At 53.7% G+C, this 13,914-nt stretch carries 15 protein-coding genes and 1 riboswitch; of the genes, 9 read left to right on the top strand and 6 right to left on the bottom strand.

Annotation, left to right across the window (positions count from 1 at the left end; all coding sequences use genetic code 11):
• The first annotated feature begins 60 nt into the window (after positions 1-60).
• Positions 61-1,197, top strand: coding sequence for a competence protein CoiA family protein (locus AC3CHX_RS04580; RefSeq protein ID WP_488642911.1), 1,137 nt, complete (start codon positions 61-63; stop codon positions 1,195-1,197).
• A 107-nt stretch (positions 1,198-1,304) separates the two neighbouring features.
• Positions 1,305-2,555, top strand: coding sequence for an IS256 family transposase (locus tag AC3CHX_RS04575; protein ID WP_488629134.1), 1,251 nt, complete (start codon positions 1,305-1,307; stop codon positions 2,553-2,555).
• 60 nt (positions 2,556-2,615) lie between these two features.
• Here the strand turns inward: AC3CHX_RS04575 and AC3CHX_RS04570 are convergent, their stop codons facing one another.
• The 6 genes from AC3CHX_RS04570 to glyA form a co-directional block, all read right to left on the bottom strand.
• Positions 2,616-3,239, bottom strand: a complete 624-nt coding sequence (locus AC3CHX_RS04570; RefSeq protein WP_488642910.1) for a riboflavin synthase — start codon at positions 3,237-3,239, stop codon at positions 2,616-2,618.
• An 18-nt stretch (positions 3,240-3,257) separates the two neighbouring features.
• Positions 3,258-4,343 (bottom strand): bifunctional diaminohydroxyphosphoribosylaminopyrimidine deaminase/5-amino-6-(5-phosphoribosylamino)uracil reductase RibD, encoded by a 1,086-nt coding sequence (gene ribD, locus AC3CHX_RS04565; protein WP_488642909.1) that lies wholly within the window; start codon positions 4,341-4,343, stop codon positions 3,258-3,260.
• Positions 4,344-4,451: 108 nt separating this feature from the next.
• Positions 4,452-5,384, bottom strand: a complete 933-nt coding sequence (locus AC3CHX_RS04560) for a PilW family protein (protein WP_488642908.1) — start codon at positions 5,382-5,384, stop codon at positions 4,452-4,454.
• 29 nt (positions 5,385-5,413) lie between these two features.
• Entirely contained in the window at positions 5,414-5,974 is a 561-nt protein-coding gene (locus AC3CHX_RS04555) for a GspH/FimT family pseudopilin (protein WP_488642907.1), read from the bottom strand.
• A 111-nt stretch (positions 5,975-6,085) separates the two neighbouring features.
• Positions 6,086-6,550: a transcriptional regulator NrdR gene (gene nrdR / locus AC3CHX_RS04550; RefSeq protein ID WP_488642906.1), complete on the bottom strand. Its 465-nt coding sequence runs from the start codon at positions 6,548-6,550 to the stop codon at positions 6,086-6,088.
• Positions 6,551-6,741: 191 nt separating this feature from the next.
• Positions 6,742-7,986 carry a serine hydroxymethyltransferase gene (glyA, locus tag AC3CHX_RS04545; RefSeq protein WP_488642905.1) on the bottom strand — a complete coding sequence of 415 codons (1,245 nt, stop codon included), beginning with the start codon at positions 7,984-7,986 and terminating at the stop codon, positions 6,742-6,744.
• Positions 7,987-8,084: 98 nt separating this feature from the next.
• A riboswitch (ZMP/ZTP riboswitch) is annotated at positions 8,085-8,201 on the bottom strand.
• Positions 8,202-8,416: 215 nt separating this feature from the next.
• Between glyA and ybgC the strand changes: the two genes are divergently transcribed.
• From ybgC to ybgF, 7 genes are all read left to right on the top strand, one after another.
• The gene (gene ybgC / locus AC3CHX_RS04540) at positions 8,417-8,911 is read left to right on the top strand and encodes a tol-pal system-associated acyl-CoA thioesterase (RefSeq protein WP_488642904.1); all 495 of its coding nucleotides are present in this window, start codon (positions 8,417-8,419) and stop codon (positions 8,909-8,911) included.
• Between the two features lie 188 nt (positions 8,912-9,099).
• Positions 9,100-9,801 carry a protein TolQ gene (gene tolQ, locus AC3CHX_RS04535; protein WP_488642903.1) on the top strand — a complete coding sequence of 234 codons (702 nt, stop codon included), beginning with the start codon at positions 9,100-9,102 and terminating at the stop codon, positions 9,799-9,801.
• The gene (locus tag AC3CHX_RS04530; protein WP_488642902.1) at positions 9,801-10,235 is read left to right on the top strand and encodes an ExbD/TolR family protein; all 435 of its coding nucleotides are present in this window, start codon (positions 9,801-9,803) and stop codon (positions 10,233-10,235) included. Before tolQ ends, AC3CHX_RS04530 begins: the two co-directional genes overlap by 1 nt.
• A gap of 28 nt (positions 10,236-10,263) precedes the next feature.
• Positions 10,264-11,253, top strand: coding sequence for a cell envelope integrity protein TolA (tolA, locus tag AC3CHX_RS04525; RefSeq protein ID WP_488642901.1), 990 nt, complete (start codon positions 10,264-10,266; stop codon positions 11,251-11,253).
• Between the two features lie 3 nt (positions 11,254-11,256).
• A complete protein-coding gene (gene tolB / locus AC3CHX_RS04520; RefSeq protein ID WP_488642900.1) occupies positions 11,257-12,555 on the top strand; it encodes a Tol-Pal system beta propeller repeat protein TolB in 1,299 nt (432 codons plus the stop codon).
• Between the two features lie 68 nt (positions 12,556-12,623).
• A complete protein-coding gene (pal, locus tag AC3CHX_RS04515; protein ID WP_488642899.1) occupies positions 12,624-13,145 on the top strand; it encodes a peptidoglycan-associated lipoprotein Pal in 522 nt (173 codons plus the stop codon).
• A gap of 14 nt (positions 13,146-13,159) precedes the next feature.
• Positions 13,160-13,906, top strand: coding sequence for a tol-pal system protein YbgF (gene ybgF, locus AC3CHX_RS04510; RefSeq protein WP_488642898.1), 747 nt, complete (start codon positions 13,160-13,162; stop codon positions 13,904-13,906).
• Positions 13,907-13,914: the final 8 nt, after the last annotated feature.

Below are 13,914 nucleotides of genomic sequence, written 5' to 3'. Positions count from 1 at the left end.
TTGGGGTGTTGACGCATGAAGCCCTCGAAAGGTGCATCACAACCCCTTAAGGAAATTCGGATGGAAGAAACTGCACGATTCGATGCCATAAACCCTAACATTTCACTGGCAGCAGTGCATGCTCGGATGGTCGTCTTTGCGCAAGACGAGCAAGGGCATTTGATCCACATCAACGGTGCACGACGCGGTAAGGCATGCAACTGCCGCTGTCTGGCGTGTGGTGAAGCGCTGATTGCGCGTCACGGCGAAATGAAGGCGCATTCATTTGCGCACGAGTCGGGCACCGAATGCCAATATGCAATTGATGCAATGCTAAATCGTCTGGCGAAGGAGTTAATTGCCGCACGTGCTTGCTTTAGCACGCCAGCGTTGACGGTAAGGGCATCGCGCACTGGCCCCCTTGGTACGCTCAAGTGCGAGGAAACCATACCGAGCCGCAATCTGCAGGTGGAATCCGCCACCATCGACCGGCGCGTACATCGACAACGCCCCAGCGTCGTGATGCTGGTAAAGGGTCGCGAACTGCTATTGGAAATGACGCATGCCCACCGTCTGGATGCCCAGAAACGTTGCGCCATCGAAAAGCTTGGATTGCCTGCTATCGAAATGCATCTGGTCGATTGCGAGTTTAGGACGGTTGAACAATTTGAGCACGTGTTAATCGACGATACTCGCCACAAACACTGGATTTTCAACCCCAAAGCGAGCGAAATTCAGGCCAAGCTTGACGGCATCGTGGAAGAACAACTGGCAAGACAACACGCGCAATATGCTCAACAACTTGAACAGCAGCGCCAGGAACAAGCTACTCTGGCGGCGGCTAGATTGGAGCGCAAGCGAGAAGTACAGGTTGCATTGAACGAGCGATTCCGCCTGCAAGCGGAACAAGACCGACTGATGCGACAACAGCAGGAACGTGCCGACAGCTTGACGAGACCGGCTCGTCAAAAGTCATTGGAAGCTCACCGGCAGACCCTCCACTACCGTATGCAGGATGGCGGTTTGATGATATGGCACGAGCTGGGCGGTCAAGTCTTGATCGTTCCAGAATCTGGCAACGAATCTGCGCTCGGCATGCTTGCCCAACTGGGGATGGTCTATGACCCCGAACAGGGTGGCTATCCAACTACCGTCGCCAACTTGTCGAACATCCTACCCGCACTACGGCCCTATGTAATAAGCGTCAGAAGCCTTTGAGCAGTCTGCGGGAAACTACAGCACATTCCGGAGGCACGGTGCCGGAGGGTGTATTTAGTTTTGTGTAAACGGTCATTTGGCAGGACACTGCCACCATAGAGGAAAAAATGACCTACGTAAAACGCAGCAAACGGGCCAAGCCCGATCCTGAACTGGTCAAGCTGGCGGACAGCCTGCTTGCCAACTACAAAAAACCTGAAGACCTGATTGGCGAAAATGGCTTGCTCAAGCAATTGACCAAGATGTTGGTCGAGCGTGCGCTGGAGGTCGAGATGACGGACCATCTCGGTCACGGCAAAAGCGACGCGGTGATCAACGACACGGCCAACACTCGCAACGGCCACAGCAGTAAGACGCTCAAAGGCGATTTCGGCGCACTCCCGCTCGATATTCCCCGCGATCGTCAAGGCGCGTTTGAACCGCAAATCGTCAGCAAGCATCAGACCCGCTGGACCGGCTTCGACGACAAGATCATCTCCCTGTATGCCCGTGGCCTGACGGTCAGGGAGATCCAGAGCCACCTTGAAGAGATTTATGGTGCCGAAGTATCGCCAAGCCTAATATCGTCCGTCACAGACGCTGTGAGCGAGGATGTGAAGGTCTGGCAGGCCCGGCCGCTCGATGCCTTGTATCCGATTCTGTATCTCGACTGCATCCACGTCAAAGTGCGCGACACAGGGGCTGTCCGAAACAAGGCCGTCTACCTGGCCATCGGCGTGAACATGGAGGGCCACAAGGAAGTGCTGGGCCTGTGGATCGCTCAGACCGAGGGTGCCAAATTCTGGTTGCAAGTGGTGACCGAGTTGAAGAACCGTGGCGTGCAAGACATCTTCATTGCCTGCGTCGATGGGTTGAAAGGCTTCCCTGACGCCATCGAGGCGGTCTATCCGAAAGCAGCTGTTCAGCTATGCATCGTTCACATGGTGCGTAACAGCCTGAACTTCGTTCCCTGGAAAGTGCAGAAGGAAGTGGCTACCGATCTGAAGCGAATCTACAGTGCGGCGACCGTCGATGAAGCCGAACTCATGCTCACCGAATTTGAGTCAAAGTGGGACAAGGACTACCAGTCGATCAGCCTGTCCTGGCGGCGAAATTGGGCTCGGATCACGCCGTTCTTCGACTACCCGCCGGAAATCCGCAAGGTCATTTACACCACCAACGCCATTGAATCCATTAATATGAGCCTGCGGAAAGTCATCAAAACCCGCAGTTCATTCCCAACTGATGAGGCTGTCAGCAAGCTGTTTTATCTGGCACTCAACAACATCAGCAAGAAGTGGACGATGCCCTTGCGGGACTGGAAAGGAGCACTCAACCGCTTCACAATTCAGTTTGAAGAACGGATGACGCCGAATTAAACGAAATTCCGTTTACACAAAATCCCGCACACCCTCCGGTGCCGGAGGGAATTACGATTTCTATTTGTCGGTATCAGACACCGACAACATCCGCTCAACATAGCGCGCAATCAGGTCCACCTCCAGATTTACCTGTTTGCCGACCGCCAGATACCTCAGCGTCGTTACTTGTATCGTGTGCGGAATCAGGTTAATCGAAAACAAACAGGCATCCCTTGTATCTTCAACCCGGTTCACTGTGAGCGATACGCCATTAACCACAATTGAGCCCTTGTAGGCAAAATATTTAGCCAATTCGCGCGACGCCTGAATCACCAGCTCCCATGATTCGCCAACTGGCTCAAACTTCTTCACCATACCCAAGCCATCAACGTGACCCGACACCAGGTGACCGCCTAGCCGGTCTGCCAGTGTCAGCGCCTTTTCCAGATTAACCTCGCCGATGGCATCCAGGCCAACGGTGCAATTTAGACTTTCACGCGATACGTCAACGGCGAAACCATCGTCAGTTTTTTCTGTCACCGTCATGCAAGCACCGTTCAGTGAAATCGAATCGCCGAGCGCCACATCGCCCATAGGCAAGCCCCCGGCATCTATCTGCAGCCGAACGCCATCATCAGCGGCGGCGCCTTGTGTTTGTACTGAAGTAATTTTGCCGACTGCGGCGACGATGCCTGTAAACATAGGAGTAGAAATAGGAAGTTAATTGAATCGTGCAAGGATACGCAAATCCTCGCCAATTTGCTTGACCTGGTGAAATTTGAGTGAAAACTTGCCCTGTAAATTTTCCAACGCAGGGAGATCAAACATGCCGCGCGCATCACCCAAAATGATCGGCGCCAGATATGCCAGCAATTCATCAACACATCCTTCCCTGATCAACGATGCATTCAGCTTGGCGCCCGCTTCGACATGCACCTCATTGATCTGGCGTCTGCCAAGTTCCAATATCACTTGCGGCAAGTCGACCTTGCCCTGCGCGTTCGGCAACACCATGACTTCTGCTCCGCGCTCCTGCAGCATAGCCTGCTTTTCGGCATCCTCTACGGCAGCAAAGATCAGGGTCGCCTCCCCACTTAATATGCGCGCTTCCGGATTGATACCGAGCTTGCTGTCGATGATGACCCGCAGGGGTTGTCGCGCAACCGGAATCGCACGCACTGTCAGTTGCGGATCATCTTCCTTGACGGTACCGATGCCAGTCAAAATCACACCGGCACGTGCGCGCCAGAGATGACCGTCATCACGCGCCGCCGGAGAAGTGATCCACTGACTTTGTCCGTTATACAGCGCTGTTTTGCCATCGAGGCTCGCGGCCACCTTGAGTCGGACCCAAGGTTTGCCGCGCTGCATGCGTGAGAAAAAGCCGATGTTCAGTTCTCGCGCCTGTTCTGCCAGAACACCGGACTCCACCACAATTCCTGCTGCCCGCAGCCGATCAAAACCCTGACCAGCCACTTGTGGATTCGGATCTTCCATCGCCGCTACTACTTTGGCGAGACCGGCACGTACCAAAGCGTCCGCGCACGGCGGTGTGCGACCGAAATGACTACACGGCTCAAGTGTGACGTAGGCGGTCGCACCACGCACATCATGGCCTTTCTCACGCGCATCATTGAGCGCCTGAATCTCGGCGTGGTTGCCGCCCGGCGGCTGAGTAAAACCTTCACCAATAATCAACCCGTCTTTGACGATGACACAGCCGATGGTGGGATTGGGTGCACTGCTGAGCAGTCCGTGTTCAGCGAGTCGCAATGCGTGCGACATAAATACGTCAGCGTGAGTCATAGTGTAAAACCTGGGGAAAGTGGCGAACGGTAACCGCAAATGGGTAAGTCAACAAATCACATTTGCTCATTGTACAAAATATACGGGCAACACGAGCCGCAATACCCGTCATGGTACGCCGCCAGCCCGAGTAGCCGTCAAACTGGCGGCAGCGTGATTGCGCAGGGTGACGATGCTGGTCATTACCGCGCGCAACTTGCCATCCCTTGCAACCTGGCCGACACCATCGCAATCGACATATCGTTGCGGCTCGATGGATGCATGTTGACTGGCGTACAGTTGCAAACACAATTTGACGCGTATCACTCTCTTCCAGTTTTTCTGCTGATCTGACGACAATCCATCAACTTGTGCGGCCGTCAGAAACTGTTGCACCGAAAATCCGTCAATCCCAGCCACGCCAAAAGTAAGCCGCATGTTCTCAACGTTATTGAGTATCGGCTGCGCAATGCCACCACCATTGCCATGGCAATACAGCGATGCCGTTTTGGCGCCGGATGGGGTGGCCACAAAGAAACGGTTAGTGGCAATGCGCACTTGCCGACCGGCGTTATAGGCCGGATGACTTTCAGGCAAGACAAGGGAACCAGCCTGGGCATCATTGCAATCGGCACCGGTGCCGCTGGCATAATCAAACGTATCGGCCACGCGATACGCGACCTCAAACCCAGCTATGCCCGCCCCACTTCTACACGTGAAATCCAACGACGACGACATCGGCTTCACAAATCCGTAATCACAACCGCGCAAACCCTGTCCCGGCTTACCGTCTGCGCTGACAAAATCCGTGCGATCAACTTCCGTGGCATTCACGCTTGCCGACGTTAAATGCCCAAACCCCGCCTGCCGTAAATTCCTCTCCATCAGCTGCATCGCATAACGCCCATCCTGCTGCAAACGAAGAAGGTCCTCATTTAACCGATAACTCGCCTTGCTGCCGAAATACAGATTAGCCACTGCCGCCACCAACACGATGCCAATCAACATAGTCACCATCAACTCAACAAGCGTGACGCCACGCTGATGGGCACAACGACACATGATGGATTTACCTGATCGATGGCGATGTTTTAATTGCATTCGGCGACGCCCACCAATACCCTGATACGGCCACTGCGACTTAAGCAAACAATGCGCACACCACCGCCATGTCTGAACACCAGGCTGGTAAAACTGGCCCCAGGCCTGCCGAGGCCGTTATACGTAATCTTTGTATTCGCACCGACCACGCTGGTCTTCTTACCCAATGCCGCTTGTCGGAGCAGGACTTGATTTTCATCCGGCACCGTCACAATCCACCCGCTGCCCCAGTCGTTACCTTCGCGCCCATCGCCAGCGCTGGCGACGCAGCGGCCGTCGTCGGACTCTGCATTGACACTGCGGCAAATAGCGACTGAACGGCCGCGCTTGATCGCCTCGGTTCGCGCCAGAGTGGCGGCCGCGACAAATTGATTAACGGCCACGCTCAACCGCGTTTCGATGATGAAATCACGCATAGCCGGCACGCCAACCGCGAGCAGGATACTCATGATGAGCATTGTTATCATTATTTCGATCAAAGTAAAACCCGAACGCAACAGCGCCCCGTAACAAGACGTCGACAACGTGGGAATAGCGACGGAGTGCGCCATGACAACCAACCTCACATCGAATGAAGGAGGAATAAATACTATAGTTTTAATTGCAGGCGAACCACTTCCCGGGAGAAAAATGGTCGCAAGTTAAGGCGTGGTTTATGAAGTTTACTTTTTGCGAGCAGGGTCGGAAAACTCTTCAATCATATTTTGAAATTCGGCCACATCTTCAAAGCTTTTGTAAACGGAAGCAAATCGGATATAGGCAATCTTGTCGAGCCGCTTCAGCTCATGCATGACCAATTCTCCGACATGGCCGGAGAGCACCTCTCGCTCGCCGCTAGCCAGCAGCTTCTCTTTGATTTTTTGCAATGCTTCATCCAGCGACTCGGCTGAAACAGGACGCTTGCGCAGTGCCAGCATCAAACTGGCGCGCAGCTTGCCCGCATCAAATTCAGTGCGGCTGCCATTTTTCTTGACGATGACAGGCATCGCCAACTCGATCCGTTCGTGCGTCGTAAATCGTTTGTCGCACTTTGTGCAGCGGCGACGGCGACGAATGGCATCCCCTTCTTCCGACACGCGGGTGTCCAGAACCTGGGTTTCTTCATGATGGCAGAACGGGCATTTCATGATGGCAGCGATCTATATGACAGTGGAGCGACGTTCTATTGGCTGACTACTTACTTTTCTTTTTGCTATCGCCATATTACATGGGCCCGTTCCAGTTGAAAACCAGAACGGACCCATGCTGTGACGCTTCTGGAATACCGCGGCATACACATGCCACCAAGGCATGGTATTCACAGCATCAGCAGCAATTATCAACCATACACAGGGAATGCATCGGTCAATTTCTTGACTTCAACTTTGACGCGTTCGATGGTCGCCGCATCATGCGGATTGTCCAGCACGTCGGCGATCAAATTACCGATCTTCGTCGCTTCCGCCTCCTTGAAACCGCGCGTAGTCAACGCAGGACTACCCACACGAATACCGGAAGTCACGAATGGCTTTTCCGGATCGTTAGGGATCGCATTCTTGTTGCAAGTCATGTGTGCTGCACCGAGGATGGCTTCAGCTTCTTTACCGGTGATCTTCTTGGCGCGCAGATCAACCAGCATGACGTGCGACTCGGTACGACCGGAAACGATACGCAGGCCACGCGCAATCAGTGCTTTAGCCAATGCATCGGCATTCTTCACGACTTGTTGTTGATAAGCCTTGAATTCCGGTGTCAGCGCTTCCTTGAACGCAACTGCTTTAGCGGCAATCACGTGCATTAACGGGCCACCTTGAATGCCGGGGAAAATCGCCGAATTGATGGCTTTTTCGTGTTCGGCTTTCATCAGGATGATACCGCCGCGAGGACCACGCAACGATTTGTGCGTAGTCGAGGTAACGAAGTCGGCGTAAGGCACTGGATTCGGATACTCTCCCGCAGCGATCAAACCGGCATAGTGCGCCATGTCAACCATGAAATAAGCACCAACCGCTTTAGCCACTTTGGAAATACGCTCAAAATCGATGCGCAACGCATACGCAGAAGCACCAGCGATGATCAACTTGGGTTTCTTTTCATGCGCCAGCCGCTCCAGCGCTTCGTAATCGATTTCTTCTTTTTCGTTAAGACCGTAGGAAACCACGTTGAACCACTTGCCGGACATATTCAATGCCATGCCATGGGTCAGGTGACCGCCTTCTGCCAGCGACATACCCATGATGGTATCGCCTGGTTTCAACACTGCGAAGAACACGCCCTGATTCGCTTGCGAACCGGAATTTGGCTGCACGTTAGCGGCTTCTGCACCGAACAACTGTTTTACGCGATCAATTGCCAGTTGCTCAGCGATATCGACGAATTCACAGCCGCCGTAATAACGTTTGCCTGGATAACCTTCAGCGTACTTGTTAGTCAGTTGGGTGCCTTGCGCCTCCATAACGGCAGGCGAGCAATAATTTTCCGATGCGATCAGCTCGATGTGTTCTTGCTGACGATGGTTTTCTTTCTGGATCGCGCTCCACAATTCTGGATCGACGCTGGCGATGGTTTGGTTTTTTTCGAACATGAGATATTCCAATCGATAGAGGTTAACCTTTGCAGGTTCTGCATCGAATGAGGGCCAAAGTGATGGGGGAATGCGGCAGCCTCAGTCGTACGTTCCATTCGGGCTGCCCAGGCGCACGGCGGATAAATCTCACGCTTCCCGGTGGATGCCCACCTTTACCGGAAATCAAGGCAGTTTGCTTCGGTCCGGTTTTTTCGCCAGTTACGTGAGACGAAATGGTGCACGTATTGTAAGTGAAGGGCCTGGATAGAGCAAGATTGCGAAAAGGCACCGACGCTATCGAAGCACGATTCTGGCCCGGTTGATAATATCTAGTTCTTAATTCCACGGGTATACATCTGAGTTTGGGCTACAATTTCCGCTTATCTCGCATTGCAACATAGGCGCCGACTCCGCTCATTCCCTTATTTCAGGCCAACATCCGCACAACATGAACTCAGCATCACCCGCCACCAAAAAAGATTTCAGCTGGACCATCCGCGTGTACTACGAAGACACTGACGCCGGCGGGGTTGTGTTTTATGCAAATTACCTGAAGTTTTTTGAGCGCGCGCGCACCGAATGGTTGCGTGCTGCCGGAATTGAACAGAGTCGACTGCTTGAAACAGACGGCGTAATGTTCGTGGTCAAAAGCACCGCCCTCGATTACCACGCACCATCTCGACTGGATGATGAACTCCAACTGACGGTTACTGTCGAAAGCGTTGGCCGCGTCGCAGTTGACTTTATTCAGCAAGCCTGGCGTCTCGATGGCGAGACGCCGAAATTGCTGGCAACCGGCCGGATTAAAGTGGTCTGCGTGAATGCACAGACGTTTCGACCGCAAGCAATTCCGCGGCACGTGCTGGGCCGAATTCAGCCGATCACAAACCAATCAATGCCAATACCCGTGAATTCAACTTTTGATTGCAACCTGAGCAACTAAATGCAGCAAAATCGCTCCAACTGCCTATAGATGCGAAGCTGGAAGCCGCTATTTTACGATTACAATCGTATTTTTTTCGCTTGACCGAGCTAATAAACAATGACGGATGCGTTTTACAGATTCATTTACTACCGTTGGTTAAGACATCTTAAGACCGCTGCCCAAGACCATTTATCAAGACTGCCTACATGACCGTCACTCAAGACCTTTCATTTCTCACCCTCATCACCAACGCCTCCGTGCTTGTGCAACTTGTCATGCTGCTACTGTTAGCAGTTTCCGTGATGAGCTGGACTTATATTTTCCGCAAGATGTTTGCGATCAAAAACGCCCGAGGCCAAACGGAAGAATTCGAACGCGCTTTCTGGTCCGGCGGCAATCTGACCGAGTTGTATCAAGGCACCGCCTCGAACCGCCGCCGCGGTGCAGGTCAAATTGGTGCGATGGAACGTATCTTTGCCGCAGGCATGGACGAATTCAGCAAAATCAAAGCCTCCGTCGGTCATAAATCCAGCACTGATTCCACCGCGTTACTCGACGGTTCGCGCCGGGCAATGCGTGCCGCCTACCAGCGTGAAATGGATGCGCTTGAATCACACCTCGCATTCCTGGCCTCGGTCGGCTCGGTGTCACCCTACGTTGGTCTGTTAGGCACCGTATGGGGCATCATGAATGCGTTCCGTGGCCTGGCCAACGTCCAGCAAGCAACCCTGGCAGCGGTTGCGCCGGGTATCGCCGAGGCGCTGATTGCGACAGCGATCGGTTTGTTCGCGGCAATTCCGGCAGTGGTTGCTTACAACCGCTTTTCGCATGACGTCGATCGTCTGGCGATTCGTTTCGAAAGCTTCATCGAAGAATTCTCCAACATCTTGCAACGGCAGGCGCGCTAATGACGGGCTTCTCATCCATGCGCGGTGGCCGTCCGCGCAAGTTCAAGGCGGAAATCAACGTCGTCCCGTACATCGACGTGATGATGGTGCTGCTGGTGATTTTCATGATCTCGGCACCGATGGTGAATCCGAGCGTCATCAACTTGCCGAATGCAGCCAAATCTGTCGTACCACCGACCGAATACATTGAGATCGCGCTGAAAGCAAATGGCGATTCCAGCCTGCGCCTCAATGGCCAAAAGAGTGGCGCGGGCAAAGCTGAACCGGTGCAAAAAGACAATCTGAAAAACAAATTACAAGCGCTGCACGATGAAAATCCTGATATGCCGGTGATGATTTCGGCGGATAAGGACATCAAGTATGACGAAGTGATCAAGGTCATTTCTGAAGCCAAGCTGCTAGGTATCAACCGCGTCGGATTGGCAACCAAGTGACGATCTGCCGCAAAGTGACAGTCTGCTCATGACAGATAACGCCCCTTACTCAATACCAATCGAACCCGGTCGCTGGCGCGCCATCGCACTGGCGGCAACGGTGCATGCAGCGCTAGTGGCATTTCTATGGATCGGCATACATTGGCAAAGCCAGGTACCGATCGCGGTCGAGGCTGAAGTCTGGAGTCCGGAGGTGCGTGAGGCGGCGCCACCGCCGCCACCGCCTGAACCGATACCCAAACCGGCAGCAAAACCGGAACCGCAGCCGGAACCCAAGCCCGTCGTCAAAGAAGCACCACCGCCACCCAAGGTCGTGGAGCCGGCCTTGCCGAACCCGGAAATTGCGCTGGAAAAAGAGCGCAAGCGTAAAGCGCTGGAACAGAAAGAGCGCGACCAAGAGCAGGCGCGCGAAGACAAAGAACGTCAGCGCAAAGCCGACGAACAGGAACGCAAGGAGCAACAGAAAAAAGACGCCGAGAAATTGGCTGAGAAGCAAAAAGCAACCGACGCCAAGAAAAAAACCGAGGCCGAGGCGAAACAAAAGGCCCAGGCAGAGGCCAAACAAAAGCAAAAACAGGATGCAGATAAGAAAGTCGCTGACAAACTACGCCAAGCCGACGAGGCCGCTGCCGAAAAACGGCATAGTGATGTTATGAAACGTTTACAGGGACAAGCTAGCGATAACGGTGCAAGCAACAGCACCAGCACTGCGGCCCAATCGCAAGGACCGCGTGGCGGCGATCCCGGTTACGCGCAAAAGGTCGGCAACAAAATCAAAGGCAATATCAACTTCAACGTGCCCGATGGCATGGCTGGAAATCCATCGGTAGAATATGAAGTCCAACTGCTGCCGGATGGCTCGGTGGCCAGCATACATTTGAGAAAACCGTCCGGAGTTTCCGGTTTTGACGAAGCGGTGAAGCGTGCGATTGAAAGATCTGCGCCTTATCCAAAAGATAAATCGTTGGGTTCTGTTCCTTCCAGTTTCATCGGAATCCACAAACCGAAAGATCAGTAATCTATGAAAAAGAACTTTCTAAGTACGCTAGTACGCACCATCGCCGTGATCGGCATTACGCTCACCACACTCGTATCGGCGCCACTGGTACACGCGCAGTTACGCATTGAAACCGCCGGTGTCGGTGCCAACCAGATCCCCATCGCCATCGCCGGCTTCAGCAATGAAAACCTGGCGCCGCAACAAATTACCGCCATTATCAAAGCCGATCTGTCACGTAGTGGCATGTTCAAAATCATCGACACCGGCGATGTGCTCTCCGAGGCATCCCAAATCAATTACGGCGACTGGAAATCACGCGGCGCCGATGCGCTGGTGGTCGGCAGCGTAGAGAAGCTGGCAGATGGTCGCTACGACGTCCGCTACAAATTGCTCGACACCGTCAAGTCGGCTCAGCTATCGGCGCTGGCACTCGCCTCCTCCGCGCAGTACACCCGCGTTTCGGCACACAAGATTGCCGATGATATTTATCAAAAACTGATCGGTGTACGCGGTGCGTTTGCAACCCGTATTGCCTATGTCACCAAATCGGGCAAAGAGTATCGCCTGGAAATTGCCGACGCCGACGGCGAAGGTACGCAAGTCGCATTGCGTTCTAACGAACCCATCATTTCGCCAGCCTGGTCGCCGGATGGCACCAAGGTCGCGTATGTCTCCTTTGAAGCAAAAAAACCTGTGGTGTACGTGCAGAATCTGGTCACCAGACAACGTACTGTGATTGCCAATTACAAAGGCAGCAACTCGGCCCCATCATGGTCGCCGGATGGCAGCAAGATCGCGCTTGCCCTGGCGCGCAATAGCTTGACGCAAGTGTACGTAGTCAACGCCGATGGCTCCGACTTGCGCCGCTTGACGAATACCAATGGCATCGACACCGAACCGCAATTCTCGGCAAATGGCCAAAGCATTTACTTCACCAGCGACCGCAGCGGCGGCCCGCAAATCTACAAGATGAGTGCCAATGGCGGCGATGCACAGCGCGTGACTTTCAGCGGCAATTACAATATCAGTCCCCGTATTTCGCCGGATGGCAAAACATTGGCGTATATTGCTCGTCGCAGTGGCGGCTTCCAGCTGTACGCAATGGATTTAAGCAACAACCAGGAGCAGCGCTTGTCGGATACCGTTAAAGATGAATCGCCAAGCTTCTCGCCGAACGGCCAATACATTATGTATGCGACAGAGTCCGGCGGTCGCCGCGGCTCGCTCGCAGTGGTCTCGGTCGACGGCCGTGTCAGGCAACGTTTGACGGTACAGGCAGGCGACATTCGGGAGCCTACCTGGGGCCCGTTCATGAAGTAGTCACCGAGTAGTAATTACCTAGCCATCGTATTTAAAGTCACGCCAACTCACCTATCTGGAGAATAACAATGCGCAATCTCAGTAGCCTTGCCCTTATCGTTTCAAGCGCCATTTTGCTGGCTGCATGCTCATCCCCTGTCAAGCTCGACGACAAGGCCAAGATCGAAGATCGCAGCGGCACGAGTGGCGCCGCCGACGCGCGCTCGGTGAACCCCGTCACTGCCGGTTCCAGCGACGAACTGAATAATCCACAAGGAATACTGTCCAAACGCAGCATTTATTTCGACTTCGACAGCTATTCGATCAAGGAAGAATTCCGTTCGGTGGTGGAAGCGCACGCTAAATATCTGACCGGCAACAAGACTCGCAAGATCCTCATTCAAGGCAATACCGATGAGCGCGGCGGTCGTGAATACAACCTGGCGCTAGGCCAGAAGCGTGCTGAAGCAGTACGCAAGGCGTTGGCACTGCTGGGCGTATCCGAGGGACAGGTAGAAGCAGTCTCGCTGGGTAAAGAAAAGCCTAAGGCAACGGGCAGCGACGAAGCGTCTTACGCTGAAAACCGTCGTGCAGATATCGTCTATCAATAAACCTATCGATGATCATGCGGATTTTTTCCAAATCAACGCTGACTGCGGCCTTGCTGGCCGCATGTTCCTTTGCACCGATGGCGCACGCCGGTCTGTTCGACGATGCTGAAGCACGACGGGCGATCCTCGATATTCGCAGCAAAATTGATGCGGTCAATGCCCGCGTCGATGGCAAGGCGGACAAGAGCAGTTCGCTCAGTCTGGCGGATCAGAACGATCAATTGAATCAGGAGATTGCCAAACTGCGCGGGCAGCTCGAGGTGTTGACCAACGAGGTCGCCAATACGCAACAACGCCAGAAAGATTTTTACGTCGATCTGGATAATCGTCTGCGCAAACTGGAGCCGCAAAAGGTCAACGTTGACGGTCAGGAAGTCAGCATCGATCCGAACGAACAGAAAACGTATGACGCAGCGCTGGCCAGCTTCAAGGGCGGCGATTACAAAGGTGCCAGTGCAGCGTTCTCTGACTATCTGAAGCGCTATCCGTCATCAGGCTTTGCGCCTTCAGCGCAATACTGGTTGGGCAATTCGTACTTTGCGCAACGTGACTACAAGAACGCGATTGCAGCTCAGCAAGTCGTCGTCAGAAAATATCCCGACAATCCGAAAGCTGCTGACGCTCTCTTGAATATGGCCAGTAGCTACACCGAACTGAAGGATAAAGCCGCTGCCAGGAAAACGCTGGAACAACTGGTGGCGCAATATCCAAATACGCCGGCTGCAGTCACTGCTAAAGAACGCCTGGGTGGCGCAAAGTAAACACCAAA

This window comes from Glaciimonas sp. OK215 (genome assembly GCF_057787885.1).
Note: the sequence above shows the minus strand (reverse complement) of the source record. Positions and strands in the feature narration are given on the sequence as shown.

What these genes read in the sequence shown, in the direction of transcription:
- AC3CHX_RS04530 (WP_488642902.1), top strand. Translation starts at nt 9,801, where the DNA reads ATGACGGGCTTCTCATCCATGCGCGGTGGCCGTCCGCGCAAGTTCAAG.
- ybgC (WP_488642904.1), top strand. Translation starts at nt 8,417, where the DNA reads ATGAACTCAGCATCACCCGCCACCAAAAAAGATTTCAGCTGGACCATC.
- ribD (WP_488642909.1), bottom strand. Translation starts at nt 4,343, where the DNA reads ATGACTCACGCTGACGTATTTATGTCGCACGCATTGCGACTCGCTGAA.
- AC3CHX_RS04580 (WP_488642911.1), top strand. Translation starts at nt 61, where the DNA reads ATGGAAGAAACTGCACGATTCGATGCCATAAACCCTAACATTTCACTG.
- AC3CHX_RS04570 (WP_488642910.1), bottom strand. Translation starts at nt 3,239, where the DNA reads ATGTTTACAGGCATCGTCGCCGCAGTCGGCAAAATTACTTCAGTACAA.
- tolA (WP_488642901.1), top strand. Translation starts at nt 10,264, where the DNA reads ATGACAGATAACGCCCCTTACTCAATACCAATCGAACCCGGTCGCTGG.
- AC3CHX_RS04575 (WP_488629134.1), top strand. Translation starts at nt 1,305, where the DNA reads ATGACCTACGTAAAACGCAGCAAACGGGCCAAGCCCGATCCTGAACTG.
- AC3CHX_RS04560 (WP_488642908.1), bottom strand. Translation starts at nt 5,384, where the DNA reads ATGTGTCGTTGTGCCCATCAGCGTGGCGTCACGCTTGTTGAGTTGATG.
- nrdR (WP_488642906.1), bottom strand. Translation starts at nt 6,550, where the DNA reads ATGAAATGCCCGTTCTGCCATCATGAAGAAACCCAGGTTCTGGACACC.
- tolQ (WP_488642903.1), top strand. Translation starts at nt 9,100, where the DNA reads ATGACCGTCACTCAAGACCTTTCATTTCTCACCCTCATCACCAACGCC.
- ybgF (WP_488642898.1), top strand. Translation starts at nt 13,160, where the DNA reads ATGCGGATTTTTTCCAAATCAACGCTGACTGCGGCCTTGCTGGCCGCA.
- AC3CHX_RS04555 (WP_488642907.1), bottom strand. Translation starts at nt 5,974, where the DNA reads ATGGCGCACTCCGTCGCTATTCCCACGTTGTCGACGTCTTGTTACGGG.
- tolB (WP_488642900.1), top strand. Translation starts at nt 11,257, where the DNA reads ATGAAAAAGAACTTTCTAAGTACGCTAGTACGCACCATCGCCGTGATC.
- pal (WP_488642899.1), top strand. Translation starts at nt 12,624, where the DNA reads ATGCGCAATCTCAGTAGCCTTGCCCTTATCGTTTCAAGCGCCATTTTG.
- glyA (WP_488642905.1), bottom strand. Translation starts at nt 7,986, where the DNA reads ATGTTCGAAAAAAACCAAACCATCGCCAGCGTCGATCCAGAATTGTGG.